The following is a 15527-nucleotide window of genomic DNA, read 5'->3' on the forward strand; positions in this document are numbered from 1 at the left end:
CGACTCCGACAACGCGGCGAGGTGCCGTGCCGGGCGTTCCGGGCCCGCGAAGATCCGCCGGACAGGGCCTGGGTCCTGTCCGCCCGACCGGGTGCCGGGGCCTCGCGCGTCGGCCCCGGCGCCAACTGCCGCGCGCAGCCGACCCCGTACCGCGCGTGACAGATCAACTCCTCCCGCGATCAGCGCGCCGACGCCGGGCCGAAGGGCCCGGCGCAGTCGGCGCGCGGCTGTTCGCGGGTCTTTCGCCTGCCCGGACGGCGGAGTGGGAAGCCGATGGCCGGGCCGGCCCAAGGGGTGGGGCACGTTAGGGGCGATCAGGGGTTGGGGGGTCTTTTCACCCTGCGTAACGTTCCCGGCAAGCGCGCGTCGTGAGTGTCGACGCCCTTTCGACCCGGGGTGGCTTTGGTGAGCAACCAGGAGAAGCTTCTTGACTACCTCAAGCGCGCGACCACGGACCTGCGCACAGCCCGCAGACGCGTCGCAGAGCTTGAGCAGCGTGACCAGGAACCGATCGCCATTGTCTCGATGGCCTGTCGCTACCCGGGTGGAGTGAACTCGCCCGAGGATCTGTGGCGGCTCGTCGACGACGGTGTCGACGCGGTCTCCGAATTCCCGGAGGACCGGGGCTGGGGCGTGGAGAACATCTACGACCCCGAACTCGGCAAACCCGGGAAGACCGCCTCCCGTATGGGCGGATTCCTTTACGACGCCCCGGACTTCGACGCCGAGTTCTTCGGCATCAGCCCCCGTGAGGCGGCCGTCACCGACCCGCAGCAGCGGCTGCTCCTTGAGACGTCGTGGGAGGCGCTGGAGCGCGCCGGGATCGCCCCCGACTCGCTCAAGGGCAGCGCGACCGGTGTCTACGCCGGGGTGATGTACCACGACTACTCCGGCGGCAGCAACGGAGGCAGCATCGTCTCCGGCCGCGTGTCCTACACGCTGGGCCTCGTCGGCCCCGCGGTGACCATGGACACGGCGTGCTCGTCGTCGCTCGTCGCCCTGCACCTGGCGATCCAGTCGCTGCGCTCCGGTGAGACCTCGCTCGCCCTCGCCGGCGGTGTGACCGTGATGTCCACCCCCGAGATGTTCATCTACTTCAGCGAGCAGCGCGGTCTGGCCACGGACGGCCGCTGCAAGTCGTTCAGCGCCGCGGCGAATGGCATGGGCTGCGCGGAAGGCGTCGGGGTTCTCGTACTGGAGCGGCTGTCGGACGCGCGTCGTCTCGGGCATCCGGTGCTCGCGGTGGTGCGGGGCAGTGCGCTGAACCAGGACGGTGCCAGCAACGGTCTGACGGCCCCCAACGGCCCCGCGCAACGGCGGGTCATCAAGCAGGCGTTGGCGAACGCGGGTCTGTCGGCGGCGGATGTGGACGCGGTCGAGGCGCACGGCACGGGGACCACCTTGGGTGACCCGATCGAGGCGCAGGCGCTGCTGGAGACGTACGGGCAGGGGCGCCCGGAGGGCCGGCCGCTCTGGCTGGGGTCCATCAAGTCGAACATGGGTCACACGCAGGCAGCGGCCGGTGTGGCGGGCATCATCAAGATGGTCCAGGCGATGCACCACGGCAAGCTGCCCCGGACCCTGCACGCGGACGAACCGACGCGGCAGGTCGACTGGGAGACCGGCGACGTCCAGCTGCTGACGGAGGCGCGGGACTGGCCGAGCGAGGGCCGTCCGCGCCGCGCGGGTGTGTCGTCGTTCGGGATCAGCGGAACGAACGCGCACGTGATCGTCGAGGAAGCCGTCCCGGTCGAGGAAGAGCCGGTCGAGCGGCGGGAGTTGCCCGCGGCGCCCGTGGTCGTGTCGGCGAAGACGCCGACCGCGCTGGAGACGCAGATCGAGCGGTTCAAGGGGCGGATGACGGATGCGAACCCCCTCGACATGGCGTACTCGGCCATGACGGGGCGTGTGCTCCATGAGCACCGTGCGGTGCTGGTGGGCTCCGAGACCGTGATCGGCTCGGTCACCGAGGGCAGGGTGGCGTTCCTGTTCACGGGGCAGGGGAGTCAGCGTCTGGGTATGGGGCGTGAGTTGTATGAGACGTTCCCGGTGTTCGCGGCGGCCTTCGATGAGGCGTGCGCTGTTCTTGATCCCGCGGTGCGTGAGGTCATGTGGGTGGATGAGGAGGCGCTGGGGCGTACGGAGTTCACTCAGCCGGCGATCTTCGCGCTTGAAGTGGCGTTGTTCCGGCTGGTGGAGTCGTGGGGTGTCAAGCCCGACTTCCTGGTGGGGCATTCGATCGGTGAGCTTGCCGCCGCGCATGTGGCGGGGGTGTTCTCGCTTGAGGACGCGGGCCGGCTGATCTCCGCACGTGGACAGTTGATGCAGGCGCTTCCGTCCGGTGGGGCGATGGTCGCCATCCAGGCCACCGAGGAAGAAGTGATCCCCCATCTCACCGACGGGGTGGGGATCGCGGCGGTCAACGGGCCCAACTCCGTTGTCGTCTCCGGTGTGGAAGACGAAGTCACCGCGGTCGCCGAGCAGTTCACGGACCGTAAGCGGAGCCGGTTGACGGTGTCGCATGCGTTCCATTCGCCTTTGATGGATCCGATGCTGGACGATTTCCGTAAGGTCGCGGAGAGTGTCACGTACTCCGAGCCGGTGATCCGGCTGGTGCGGGATGTGGCCAACGCCGACTACTGGGTCGCGCATGTGCGTGGGGCGGTGCGGTTTGCCGACGATGTGCGTGAGTTGCAGGACCAGGGTGTGACGCGGTTCCTGGAGATCGGCCCCGACGGCGTGCTCACCGCGATGGCAGGCCAGAGCGCCGAGGGCACTCTCGCGGCGACGTTGCGTCGTGACCGTCCCGAGGTCGAGAGCCTGTTCGCGGGTGTGGGCCGGCTGTTCGCGGCCGGAGTTCCCGTCGACTGGGACACGGTCTTCGACGGTCGTGGTGCCCGCCGGGTGGATCTGCCGACGTATCCCTTCCAGCGCAAGCGCTTCTGGCTCGTCGAACAGTCGAACACGGCCGCCGGTGCGGACGCGGTCGACCACCCCCTGCTCACCTCCGGGATTGTCCTCCCGGACACGGGCGGTGTGGTGTTCACGGGGCGTCTGTCCCTCGACACCCACTCCTGGCTCACCGACCACGACGCCTTCGGCGCCGTCGTGGTGCCCGGCGAGGTGTTCCTGGAACTGGCCCTGGCGGTCGCCGAGCAGACGGACCGCGGCCGTGTCGAAGAACTCACCCTGGACGCACCGCTCGTTATGGCCGGCACCGAGGACGACAGGACGCTGCGCGTCATGGTCGACGAGGCCGGGTCCCTCGGCGTGTACTCGCGCCGTGACGACCAGGCCGCCTGGGTGAAGCACGCCACCGCCGTACTGACCTCGGGCGACGGGGCCGACGAGTCCTCCTGGACGCGTGACGACGAGACGTACGCCGCGGTGCTCGAAGCCGCCTCGCGCGCCGCCGGACTCCACTCCGACGGCCACCCGGCCGGCGAGCCGACACTCGCCCATGTGTGGCGCGGAGCCTCCGTACGCGTCGACGCGCAGGGTCTTCCCGTCCTGTCGGTGGAGTCGGTCGAGACACGCGCGATCTCCACGGACGAGGTACGGGCACACACCGGCGGCCGTGAATCGCTCTTCCACGTCGAGTGGGTCACCGCCCCGGCACCCGCCGCGTCCGAGGCCGGCTCTCATGTGGTCTACGAGTGCCCGCCGGTGGAGGAGTCCGTGCCGGAAGGCTTCCGGGCGATCACCCATCAGGTGCTCCCCGTCCTCCAGCGGTGGCTCGACGACGAACAGGCCGCGGACTCCAGGCTCGTGGTCGTCACGCGGGGCGCCACCGACGGCAGCGACCTCGGGCACGCCTCGGTGTGGGGCCTGGTACGCGCTGCGGAGTCCGAGCACCCGGGCCGCTTCGTCCTCGTGGATCTGGACGCGGACGCCGCCACCGGCACCGAACTGCCCGACGAGGTGCTGCGCCTCGCCGAACCCGAGATCGCCGTGCGCGACGGTGAGATCCTGGTGCCGAGGCTCGCCCGCGTCCCCGCGGTCGAGGAGCGCGTCCCCTCGTGGGGCTCGCACGGCACGATCCTGATCACCGGTGGTCTGGGCGGCCTCGGCGCCCTGGCCGCCCGGCACTTGGCCGCGCGGCACGGCGCCAAGAGCCTGCTGCTCACCAGCCGGCGGGGCATGGACACGCCGGGCGCGGCCGAACTGGTCGCCGAACTGACCGGATCGGGCGCCGAGGTTGAGGTCGTCACCTGTGACGTGACCGACCGGGACGCCCTGGCCGCCCTGCTGGCCGAACGACCCCTGACGGGTGTGGTCCACTCCGCCGGTGTGCTGGACGACGGCCTCATCGGGGCGCTGACGCCCGAACGGCTGGACACGGTCATGCGGCCGAAGGTCGACGCCGCCTGGTATCTGCACGAACTCACCCAGGACCACGACCTCTCCTCGTTCGTGATCTTCTCGTCCGTCGCCGGCACGCTCGGCGGCGCCGGACAGGCCAACTACGCCGCCGCGAACGCCTGGTTGGACGCCCTCGCCCGGCACCGGGCCACCAAGGGGCTGCCCGCGGTGACCCTCGGCTGGGGACCCTGGATCGAGGTCGGGGGCATGGCCGACCGTCTGGACGACGCCGAGCTGGCGCGTCTGCGGCGTACGGGAATGCCGCCGCTGACCCCCGAGGAGGGGCTGGCGCTGCTGGACGCGGCGACCCTGCCGGGACGGCCGGCGATGTCCCTGCCGGTCAGGTTCGACCTGGCGCTGATGCGGTCCCACGCCGAGACGGGGGCGCTGCCCGCGATCTTCGGCGGACTCGTACGGGTCCAGAACCGTCGCGCGCCGGTCGGCCGGGCGTCGTGGGAGCGGCTGTCCGGGATGTCCGTACCGGAACGGGAGAAGTTCCTCCTGGACCTGGTCCGGGGCCATGTCGCCCAGGTGCTCGGACACGGCGGCGGCGACGAGGTGCCGCCGGACCGCGCGTTCAACGAACTCGGCCTCACCTCGCTGGGCGCGGTCGAACTGCGCAACGCGCTCAACACCGAGACGGGGCTGTCCCTGCCCCCGACCCTGGCCTTCGACCACCCGACCCCGCTGGCGATCGCCGAGCTCGTGCACGAAGGGCTGCGGCCGGCGGAGGCCGACAGGGCGACGACGCTGCTGGCTGAACTGAACCGCCTCGAAGGCGTTCTGGCCGAGCTGGCGTCGGACGACGGCGAGGCCCACGCCAAGGTGACGGCCCGGCTCGAAGCCATGTCACGGCGGGCGCGCGACGCTCGGAGCGGGGTGGCGGACGAGCCCGTCGGCGGCCTGGTGGCCGAATCCGATGACGAGTTGTTCGCGGTGCTGAACAAGGAACTGGGACTGTCCTGACGGCTCCCGCCTCTCTGCTGTGTGAACTTTCACGGATTGGTTGATGACGATGTCGAAGGACTCCAACGACGACCGGCTCCGCGAGTATCTGCGGCTTGCCACCGGCGAGTTGCAGCAGACTCGGCGCCGTCTGCGTGAGGTGGAGGACCGGGAACGGGAGCCGATCGCGATCGTGGGAATGGCATGCCGTTTCCCCGGTGGCGCGGTCTCGCCGGAAGGCCTGTGGAACGTGGTCGCCGAAGGCGTGGACACGGTGGGGGAGTTCCCCACCGACCGCGGCTGGGACCTGGACGGGCTGTACGACCCGGACGGGACGCGCGAGGACACCACCTACGTCAACAAGGGCAGCTTCCTTGAGGGCGCCGGCGACTTCGACCCCGAGTTCTTCGGCATCAGCCCTCTTGAGGCGATGGCGATGGACCCGCAGCAGCGGCTGCTGCTGGAGACGTCCTGGGAGGCGGTGGAGCGGGCCGGTATCGACCCGCCATCGCTGAAGGGCAGCGCCACCGGGGTGTTCGCCGGGCTCGTCTACCACGACTACCCGAGCAGCAGCGTGACCGGTGCGCTGGTCTCCGGCCGCGTCGCCTACACCATGGGTCTTGAGGGCCCGGCGGTCACGGTCGACACCGCCTGCTCGTCCTCGCTCGTCGCGCTGGACATGGCCATCAAGGCGCTGCGTAGCGGGGAGTGCACCCTCGCGCTGGCCGGCGGTGTGACGGTCATGTCGACACCGGTCACCTATGTGGAGTTCAGCCGGCAGCGGGGTCTGTCGACGGACGGCCGCTGCCGTGCGTTCGCCGCGTCGGCCGACGGGACCGGCTGGGGCGAGGGCGTCGGCATGCTCCTGGTGGAGCGGCTGTCGGACGCCCGCCGCAGCGGCCACCCGATTCTCGCGGTGATACGCGGCAGCGCCGTCAACCAGGACGGCGCAAGCAACGGCATCACCGCGCCCAACGGCCCTTCCCAGCGCCGGGTGATCCAGGCGGCCCTGGCCAACGCCGACCTGACGACGGCCGATGTCGACGTCGTGGAGGCGCACGGCACGGCCACCACCCTGGGTGACCCGATCGAGGCGCAGGCGCTGCTGGCCACCTACGGGCAGGACCACACCGAGGACCGGCCGCTCTGGCTGGGTTCGGTGAAGTCCAACATCGGTCACACGCAGGCCGCGGCGGGTGTCGCCGGTGTCATCAAGATGGTCCAGGCGCTCCGTCACGGCACGCTGCCGAAGACGCTGCACGTGGACGAGCCGACCGGACAGGTGGACTGGGCGGCCGGGAACGTCCGGCTGCTCACAGAGACCCGCGACTGGCCGGAGGGCGATGGCCCGCGCCGCGCCGCCGTGTCGTCGTTCGGGGCCAGTGGTACCAACGCGCATGTTGTCCTGGAGGAGGCCCCGCGCGCCGGGGACGTACCGGATGTCTCCGGCGAGGACGCACCGGCCGAGTCTGCTCCGGAGCAGAAGAAGAGTCTTGACCTGCCGGTCGTCCCCTGGCTGATCTCGGGGAAGACCGAGGCCACCGTACGCGCCTACGCCGAGCGGCTGCGCGACGAGGTGGCGGACGCCCGGCCGCTGGACGTGGGGTGGTCGCTGGCCACCCAGCGCGCGGCGTACGAGTACCGGGCCGCCGTACTGGCACCCGACCAGGAGGGGTTCGCCCAGGGGCTCGAAGCCCTGGTCCAGGGTGAGGCACCGGTGGCGACGGCCCGGCCCGGTTCCGGCGCGGTCATGGTGTTCCCCGGGCAGGGGTCCCAGTGGGTGGGGATGGCCGTCGAACTGATGGCGTCGTCGCCCGTGTTCGCGGAGCGGATGGCCGCGTGCGAGAAGGCTCTCTCGCCGTTCGTGGACTGGTCGTTGGGCGAGGCGCTCGGCGACGAGGCCCTGCTGGAACGCGTGGATGTGGTGCAGCCGGTCCTGTGGGCGGTCATGGTGTCGCTCGCGGGTCTGTGGCGGCACTACGGCGTCGAGCCCGTCGGGGTGGTCGGTCACTCGCAGGGCGAGATCGCCGCGGCGAGTGTGGCAGGAGCGCTCACGCTGGAGGACGGCGCCCGGGTCGTGGCGCTCCGCAGCAAGGCGCTCCTCGCGCTGTCCGGCCAGGGCGGAATGGTGTCCGTCGCCCTCCCCAGGGAGGAGACCGAGCGGCTGATCTCGCGCTGGGGCACCCGTACCGGTATCGCCGTGGTCAACGGCGGTACCTCGACCGTGGTCTCGGGCGAGGTCGAGGCGCTGGACGAACTGATCGCCTCCTGCGAGGCGGACGGAGTGCGGGCCCGCCGGATCCAGGTGGACTACGCCTCGCACTCGGCCCAGGTGGAGCGCATCGAGCAGGAACTGCTCGACGTACTCGCACCCGTCAAGCCCCGCGCCGCCCAGATCCCCTTCTACTCCACGGTGACCGGCGGGCTGCTGGACACCACCGGCATGGACGCCGGGTACTGGTACCGGAATCTGCGCCAGACCGTCGAGTTCGACCTGGTGATCCGCAAGCTCACCGAGCAGGGCGTGGGGGTGTTCATCGAGGCCAGCCCGCATCCGGTGCTGGCCCCGAGCATGGAACAGACCACGATCGGCACACTGCGCCGCAACGACGGTGGCCTCGACCGGCTGCTGACCGTTCTCGCGCAGGCGCACACCCACGGCGTGAGCGTCGACTGGGAGAAGGTGTACGAGGGAACGGGCGCCGGGCAGGCCGAGGTTCCGACGTACGCCTTCCAGCACCGCCGTTTCTGGCTGACCGACGAGATCGCGAACGCCGACGCCGCCTCGATGGGCCTGGGCTCCCTCGGCCATCCGCTGCTGGGCGCCATGGTCATGCTCGCCGGCTCGGACGAGGTGGTGCTCACCGGGCGGCTGTCGACCGGATCACTGCCCTGGCTCACCGACCATGTCGTCGAAGGATCGATCCTCTTCCCCGGCACCGGATTCGTGGAACTGGTGGTACGGGCCGGCGACGAGGTGGGCTGCGGCCGTATCGAGGAGCTGACCATCGAGGCCCCGCTGGTCCTCGCCGAGCGCGGCGGGGTCGCGGTACAGGTCGTGGTCGGAGCCGCGGACGACGCGGGCCGCCGCGAGGTCCAGGTGTACTCCCGTGACCAGGAGGCGACCGACCTGCCGTGGAACCGGCACGCCACCGGTGTGCTCACCGCGAGCACCTCGGCCGGCGGCAGCGAACTGACCGAGTGGCCCCCGCCCGGGGCCGAGCCGCTGGACCTCGATGTCGACACCCTCTACGAGGAGTTGGTCGGCATGGGCCTGGCGTACGGGCCGACCTTCCGCGGGCTGCGCGCCGCCTGGCGGGCCGGCGACGAGGTGTTCGCCGACATCGCCCTGCCCGACGACGCCAAGGCGGACGCCTTCGGCCTGCACCCGGCCCTCTTCGACGCGGGTCTGCACGCCATCGGACTCTCCCCGGCGGGAACCGGCGACTCGGCCATGCTGCCGTTCGCCTGGTCCGGAGTGGAACTGCACGCCGCCGGCGCGAGCGCGCTGCGCGTACGCATCACCGCCGCGCAGGACGGTGTGGCGGCCCTGACGATCGCCGACGCGACCGGGCAGCCCGTCGCGACGGTCGACTCCCTGGTGCTGCGGCCCCTCACGGACGTCAAGACCAAGCCCCGTACGGAATCGCTCTACCACGTCACCCTGGCCCCGGTCCCCGCCGGGAGCACCCAGGCCGAACCGCCGTCCGACGCCGAGGTGTTCCGTCTCCCGGGCGGATCGGACGTGCGCGCGGCGGTCAATCTGGCCCTGGAGGCGCTCCAGTCCGCCGAGTCCCGGCTGGTGGTCGTCACGCGCGGCGCGGTCTCGTTCAACGGCGGCGACGTCGCCGACCTGGCCGCCGCGGCCGTCTGGGGTCTGGTCCGTACCGCCCAGACCGAGGACCCCGACCGGTTCTTCCTGATCGACCTGGACGGCGACGCGGACGGGGCGGCGGACGCGGACAACGCCGCGCTGGCGCTGGCGCTTTCGACCGGTGAGCCGCGTGTGGTCGTACGCGACGGTGTCGCCCACGCGCCCCGGCTGGCCCGTGTGACCGCGGCGCCCGAGACCGGGGACGCACCGGCGCCGACGTTCGGCGACGAGGTGCTGATCACCGGTGGAGTGGGAGTCCTGGGCGCCCTGATGGCCCGGCATCTCGTCACCGAGTACGGCGTGTCGCGGCTGCTGCTGACCGGTCGCCGGGGCCTGGAAACGCCCGGCGCGGCCGAGCTGGTGGAGGAACTGACCGGGCTGGGCGCCGAGGTCGCGGTCGCCGCGTGCGACGTCGGCGACCGCGAGGCGCTGGCCGCGCTGCTGGCCGGGCGTTCGCTCACCGGCGTCGTACACGCGGCGGGTGTCCTGGACGACGGTGTGATCGCGTCGCTGACGCCCGAGCGGGTGGACCGGGTGATGCGCCCGAAGGCGGACGCGGCCCTGTATCTGCACGAGCTGACGCGCGACATGGACCTGAGCGCCTTCGTGCTGTTCTCCTCGGCCGCCGGTGTGATCGGCTCGCCGGGGCAGGGCAACTACGCAGCCGCCAACGCCTACTTGGACGCTCTCGCCGAGCACCGCCGGGCGAGCGGCCTGCCCGCCCAGTCGCTCGCCTGGGGCGTGTGGCAGACCAGCACCGGCATGGCCGGGACCCTGACGGACACCGACAAGTCCCGTATCGAACGCGGTGGCATCCTCTCCCTGTCCCACGCCGAGGGCCTGGCGCTCTTCGACGCCGCCGCGCGGGCGGACGAACCCGCCGCGCTCGTCCCCGTCAAGCTCGACCTGCCCGCCGTCCGCGCCAGTGGCTCCGTACCGGACCTGCTGCGCGGACTGATCCCCGTCGTCACCCGTGGCACCGCCCGCACCCGCGCCGACGCGGACGGGCTCCTCGAACGGCTCGCCGGGCTGTCCGAGGACCAGCGCCTGGACCTGCTGCTGAACCTGGTCCGCGCGCAGGCCGCCACCACGCTCGGCTACGCCGGACCGCACGCCGTCGACCCGGAGCGCGCCTTCCGCGACCTGGGCGTCGACTCGCTGGCGGCGATGGAACTGCGCAACGGGCTCGGCCAGTCCACCGGTCTGCGCCTGCCCGTCACGCTGGTCTTCGACTACCCGAACCCCACCGTGCTCGCGCGCCACCTCCTCGACGAGGTCTCGGGAACGGTGCACGAGGCCCGTGTCACCTCCGTCGCGACCCCGGCCGGCGACGACCCGATCGCGATCGTCGCCATGGCCTGCCGCTACCCCGGAGGGGTGACCTCGCCGGAGGATCTGTGGCAGCTGGTCGACAGCGGCACGGACGCCATCTCCGACTTCCCCACCGACCGCGGCTGGAACCTGGAGCGGATCTACGACCCCACGGGCACCCGCCCCCGGACCAGCTACGTCGACAAGGGCGGATTCCTGCACGACGCCGCCGAGTTCGACCCCGGCTTCTTCGGGATCGCCCCGAACGAGGCCCTGGTCATGGACCCGCAGCAGCGGCTGCTGCTGGAGGCGTCCTGGGAGGCGCTGGAGCGCGCGGGGATCGACCCGACGACGCTCAAGGGCAGCCCGACCGGCGTGTTCGCCGGAATGATGTACCACGACTACACCCACAACAGCAGCACCGGCGCCATCGCATCCGGCCGCGTCTCCTACACCCTGGGGCTCGAAGGCCCCGCGGTGACCGTCGACACCGCCTGCTCGTCCTCCCTGGTCGCCCTGCATCTCGCGGCCCAGGCCCTGCGGTCGGGCGAGTGCACGCTCGCCCTGGCCGGCGGGGTGACGGTGATGGCCGCGCCGGACAACTTCGTGGAGTTCAGCGAGCAGCGGGGCCTGGCCACCGACGGCCGCTGCAAGTCCTTCGCCGCCGCCGCCGACGGCGCCAGCTGGAGCGAGGGCGTCGGCATGCTCCTGGTGGAGCGGCTGTCGGACGCCCGCCGCAACGGCCACCCGGTGCTGGCCCTCGTACGCGGCTCGGCGACCAACCAGGACGGTGCCAGCAACGGTCTGACCGCCCCCAACGGGCCCTCCCAGCAACGCGTGATCAAGCAGGCGCTGGCCAACGCGGGCCTCGCGGGCGCCGATGTGGACACGGTCGAGGCGCATGGCACGGGCACCACCCTCGGTGACCCCATCGAGGCGCAGGCACTGCTTGCCACCTACGGCCAGGGCCGCCCCGACGACCGGCCGCTGTGGCTCGGCTCGATCAAGTCCAACATCGGCCACGCGCAGGCCGCCGCGGGTGTCGCGGGCATCATCAAGATGGTCCAGGCGATGCACCACGCCACGCTTCCCCGGACGCTGCACGTGGACGAGCCGACCCCCCAGGTGGACTGGGAGGCCGGAGACGTACAACTCCTCACCGAGCCGAGGGAGTGGCCGCACGACGGCCGCCCGCGCCGCGCGGGCATCTCCTCCTTCGGCATCAGCGGAACCAACGCCCACGTCATCATCGAAGAGGCCGCACCGGTCGACGAAGAGCCGGTGGAGCGGCGGGAGTTGCCCGTCGTCCCCCTGGTGGTGTCCGCCCGGACCCGTACGGCCCTCCAGGCCCAGCTCGACCGGATCACCTCCATCGACGCGGACGAGCTGGACGTGGCGTACTCCGCCGCGACCGGCCGCGCCGCGCTGGAACACCGCGCCGTACGCGTCGGCTCCGAGACCGTGATCGACTCGGTCACCGAGGGCAGGCTGGCGTTCCTGTTCACCGGACAGGGCAGCCAGTGGGCCGGAATGGGCCAGGAGCTGTACGCGACGTTCCCGGTCTTCGCCGCCGCCTTCGACGAGGTGTGCGACCTGCTCGACCCCGCCGTCCGCGACGTCATCTGGAGCGACGAAGAGGCCCTGGGCCGTACCGAGTTCACCCAGCCCGCGATCTTCGCCCTCCAGGTCGCCCTCTTCCGCCTCGTGGAGTCCTGGGGCATCAGGCCGGACCTCATGACCGGCCACTCCATCGGTGAACTGGCGGCGGCGCACGTCGCCGGGGTCTTCGATCTCCAGGACGCCGCCCGGCTGATCACGGCCCGGGGCCGGCTCATCCAGGAACTCCCGTCCGGCGGCGCGATGCTGGCGATCCGGGCCACCGAGGACGAGGTCGCGCCGCTCCTCGGCGAACAGGTGAGCATCGCGGCGATCAACACCCCCGGCTCCGTGGTCGTTTCGGGCACCGAGGAGGCCGTCACCGCGATCGGGGAGCACTTCGCCGACCGCAAGTCGACCCGGCTGAAGGTGTCGCACGCCTTCCACTCGCCGCTGATGGACCCGATGCTCCAGGAGTTCCGGAAGGTCGCGGAGAGCGTCACGTACCGCGAGCCGGTGATCCAGCTGACCAAGGACGTGGCCTCGGCCGACTACTGGGTACGGCATGTGCGCGAAGCCGTGCGCTTCGCCGACGACGTCCGCCACCTCCAGGAGCAGGGCGTCAACCGGTTCCTGGAGATCGGTCCTGACAGCGTGCTGACCGCCATGGTGCGGCAGAGCGCCGACGGAACGGCCGCGGCCACCCAGCGCCGCGACCACCCCGGCACGGAAACCCTCTTCACCGGTGTCGGCCGGCTGTTCGCCGCCGGAGTCCGGGTCGACTGGAACGCCGTCTTCGACGGACGCGGGGCGCGCCGCGTCGACCTGCCCACCTACCCCTTCCAGCGCCAGTCGTTCTGGATCGAGTCCGGGCGGGGCGCGGACGCGTCCGACCACCCGCTGCTCGACCGGACGGTCTCGATAGCGGGCGCGGACCGCACCGTACTGACGGGGCGTCTGTCGCTCGGTTCACAGCCCTGGCTGGCTGAACACGCCGTCGCGGGCACCCTGCTCTTCCCCGGCACGGGCTTCGTCGAACTGGCGGTCCGCGCGGGCGACGAGGTCGGCCTCGGCCGCATCGAGGAACTCAACCTTGAGGCACCCCTGGTCCTCACCGGAACCACCGCCACGGCCGTACAGGTCGTCGTCGGTGAGGACGACGGAGCCGGCCGCAGGCCCGTCGAGATCTACGCCCGCGGCGCGGACGAACTCCAGCTGCCCTGGACCCGGCACGCCGCCGGAATCCTGGCTCCGTCTGCGGCGGCCCCGGCCGCGTCGATGACCCAGTGGCCGCCGCCCGGCGCCGAGCCTGTCGACCCGACCGGGCTGTACGAGAGCCTGGCCGAGGCCGGAATCGAGTACGGGCCCGCGTTCCAGGGCCTGAAGGCCGCCTGGCGCGACGGTCAGGAGGTGTACGCCGAGATCGCGCTGTCCGCGGCGTCCGACCGCTTCGGCATCCACCCGGCGCTCCTCGACTCGGCCCTGCACACGGTCCCGCTGCTGGCGGAGAACGACCGCGTCGTCCTGCCGTTCTCCTGGGCGGGCGTGGAACTGCACGCCTCCGGCGCCACCGCGCTGCGCGTCCGGATGACACCGTCCGGCCAGGACCAGGTGGCCATCCACGCCGTGGACGGCGCCGGGCAGCCGGTCGTCTCCGTCGACGCCCTGACCCTGCGCCCGATGGCCGAGGGCTCGCTCACCCGCGTCGACTCGCTCTTCCAGGTCGAGTGGACGCCGGTCGCCGTACGCGAGGACGCCGCCCGGGACATGAAGGTGTGGCGGACCGAGGGCGACGACGTGCCCGCCACGCTGCACCCGCTCCTGAAGGCCGTCCAGGCGGAGACCGACACCCTCGCGGTGGTCACGCGTGGCGCGGTGTCCGTGGCCGGTGAGGACATCACCGACCTGGCCGGCGCCGCCGCGTGGGGCCTGGTGCGCAGCGCCCAGTCGGAGGAGCCGGACCGGTTCGTCCTGGTCGATGTGGCCGGTGAGGACGAGAAGGCGGACATCGCCCTGGCGCTGGCGGCCGGAGAGCCCCAAGTGGCCGTCCGGGACGGGAAGATCTACGTACCCAGACTGCGGGCCGCGTCGGTCGCCGAGTCCGAGCCGTCGACGGTCTTCGGCGACGAGGTACTGATCACGGGCGCGTCCGGCGCCCTCGGCGGACTCGTCGCCCGCCACCTGGTCACCGCGCACGGCGTCCGCCGGCTGCTGCTGACCAGCCGCCGGGGCCCGGACGCCCCGGGGACGGCCGAGCTGGTGAAGGAACTCACCGGGCTGGGGGCCGAGGTCGAGGTCGCCGCCTGCGACGTCGCCGACCGCGACGCGCTGGCCGCGCTGCTGGCCGGACGTTCTCTCACCGGTGTGGTGCACGCGGCGGGTGTCCTGGACGACGGTGTGATCGCCTCGCTGACACCCGGGCGCCTGGACAAGGTTGTGGCCCCCAAGGCCCTGGCAGCCCTGAATCTCCACGAGTTGACCCGCGAGATGGACCTGGGCGCGTTCGTCCTGTTCTCCTCGGCGGCCGGTGTGATCGGCACACCCGGACAGGGCAACTACGCGGCGGCCAACGCCTATCTGGACGCCCTCGCCGCGCACCGCCGCGCCCACGGTCTCGCCGCCCAGTCCCTCGCCTGGGGTCTGTGGACGACCGACTCCGGCATGGCCGGTGAGCTCGCCGAGGCCGACCGGCAGCGGATCGACCGCTCGGGTCTCGCGGGGCTCTCGCCCGAGCAGGGACTCGAACTCCTCGATGTGGCGGGCTCGTTGGCCGCTTCGACACTGGTCCCCATGAGCCTGGACACCAGGACCATGAACGCGGCGGACGTGCCGCCGATCCTGCGCGGCCTGGTACGCGGCACCTCCCGGCGGGTCGTCTCGGCGGACCACGCGGGCGGGGCCGCGGCGCTGCGGCAGCGCCTGGCCGCACTGCCCGCCGACGAGCGGTACGACGAAGTCCTCGACCTCGTCCGTACCCACGCCGCGGCGATCCTCGGCCACGCGGGTCCGGAGGCAGTCGAGCCCGAACGGGCCTTCGGCGACCTGGGATTCGACTCCCTGGGAGCCGTCGAGTTCCGTAACACCCTCAACGCCGCCGGCGGGCTGCGCCTGCCCGCCACGATGATCTTCGACCACCCCACCGCGAAGGTGCTCGCCGAGCACATCGTCGCGGAGCTGGCGCCCGACGGCGACGGCGCGGGCGCCGACGAGGAGACGGTCCGCCGGCTGCTCGGGTCGATACCACTCAGCAGGCTGGCCGACGCGGGACTCATGGACGCCCTGCTCGAACTCGCGGGCGCCGGCGCCACTTCCGGTACGGCCCCGGCCGCCGCGGAGGAGGAGTCGATCGACGCGATGGACGCCGACGCCCTGATCAGCATGGCGCTGCAGGACACCGATCTGGACGAAGCGACGCGGGAAATCTGAGGACACGATGGCC

General features: G+C 71.9%; 1 protein-coding gene and 1 pseudogene. Both read left to right on the forward strand.

From position 1 onward, the window contains the following. Positions 1-405 precede the first annotated feature (405 nt). A pseudogene (locus tag ACFWV8_RS24705) lies at positions 406-5328 on the forward strand (SDR family NAD(P)-dependent oxidoreductase); the annotation flags it as partial. Between the two features lie 49 nt (positions 5329-5377). Continuing rightward, positions 5378-15514, forward strand: a complete 10137-nt coding sequence (locus tag ACFWV8_RS24710; protein ID WP_384207133.1) for an SDR family NAD(P)-dependent oxidoreductase — start codon at positions 5378-5380, stop codon at positions 15512-15514. Positions 15515-15527: the final 13 nt, after the last annotated feature.

Origin of the sequence: Streptomyces sp. NPDC058665 (assembly GCF_042714995.1) — a bacterium.
In the GTDB taxonomy this organism is placed as follows: domain Bacteria; phylum Actinomycetota; class Actinomycetes; order Streptomycetales; family Streptomycetaceae; genus Streptomyces.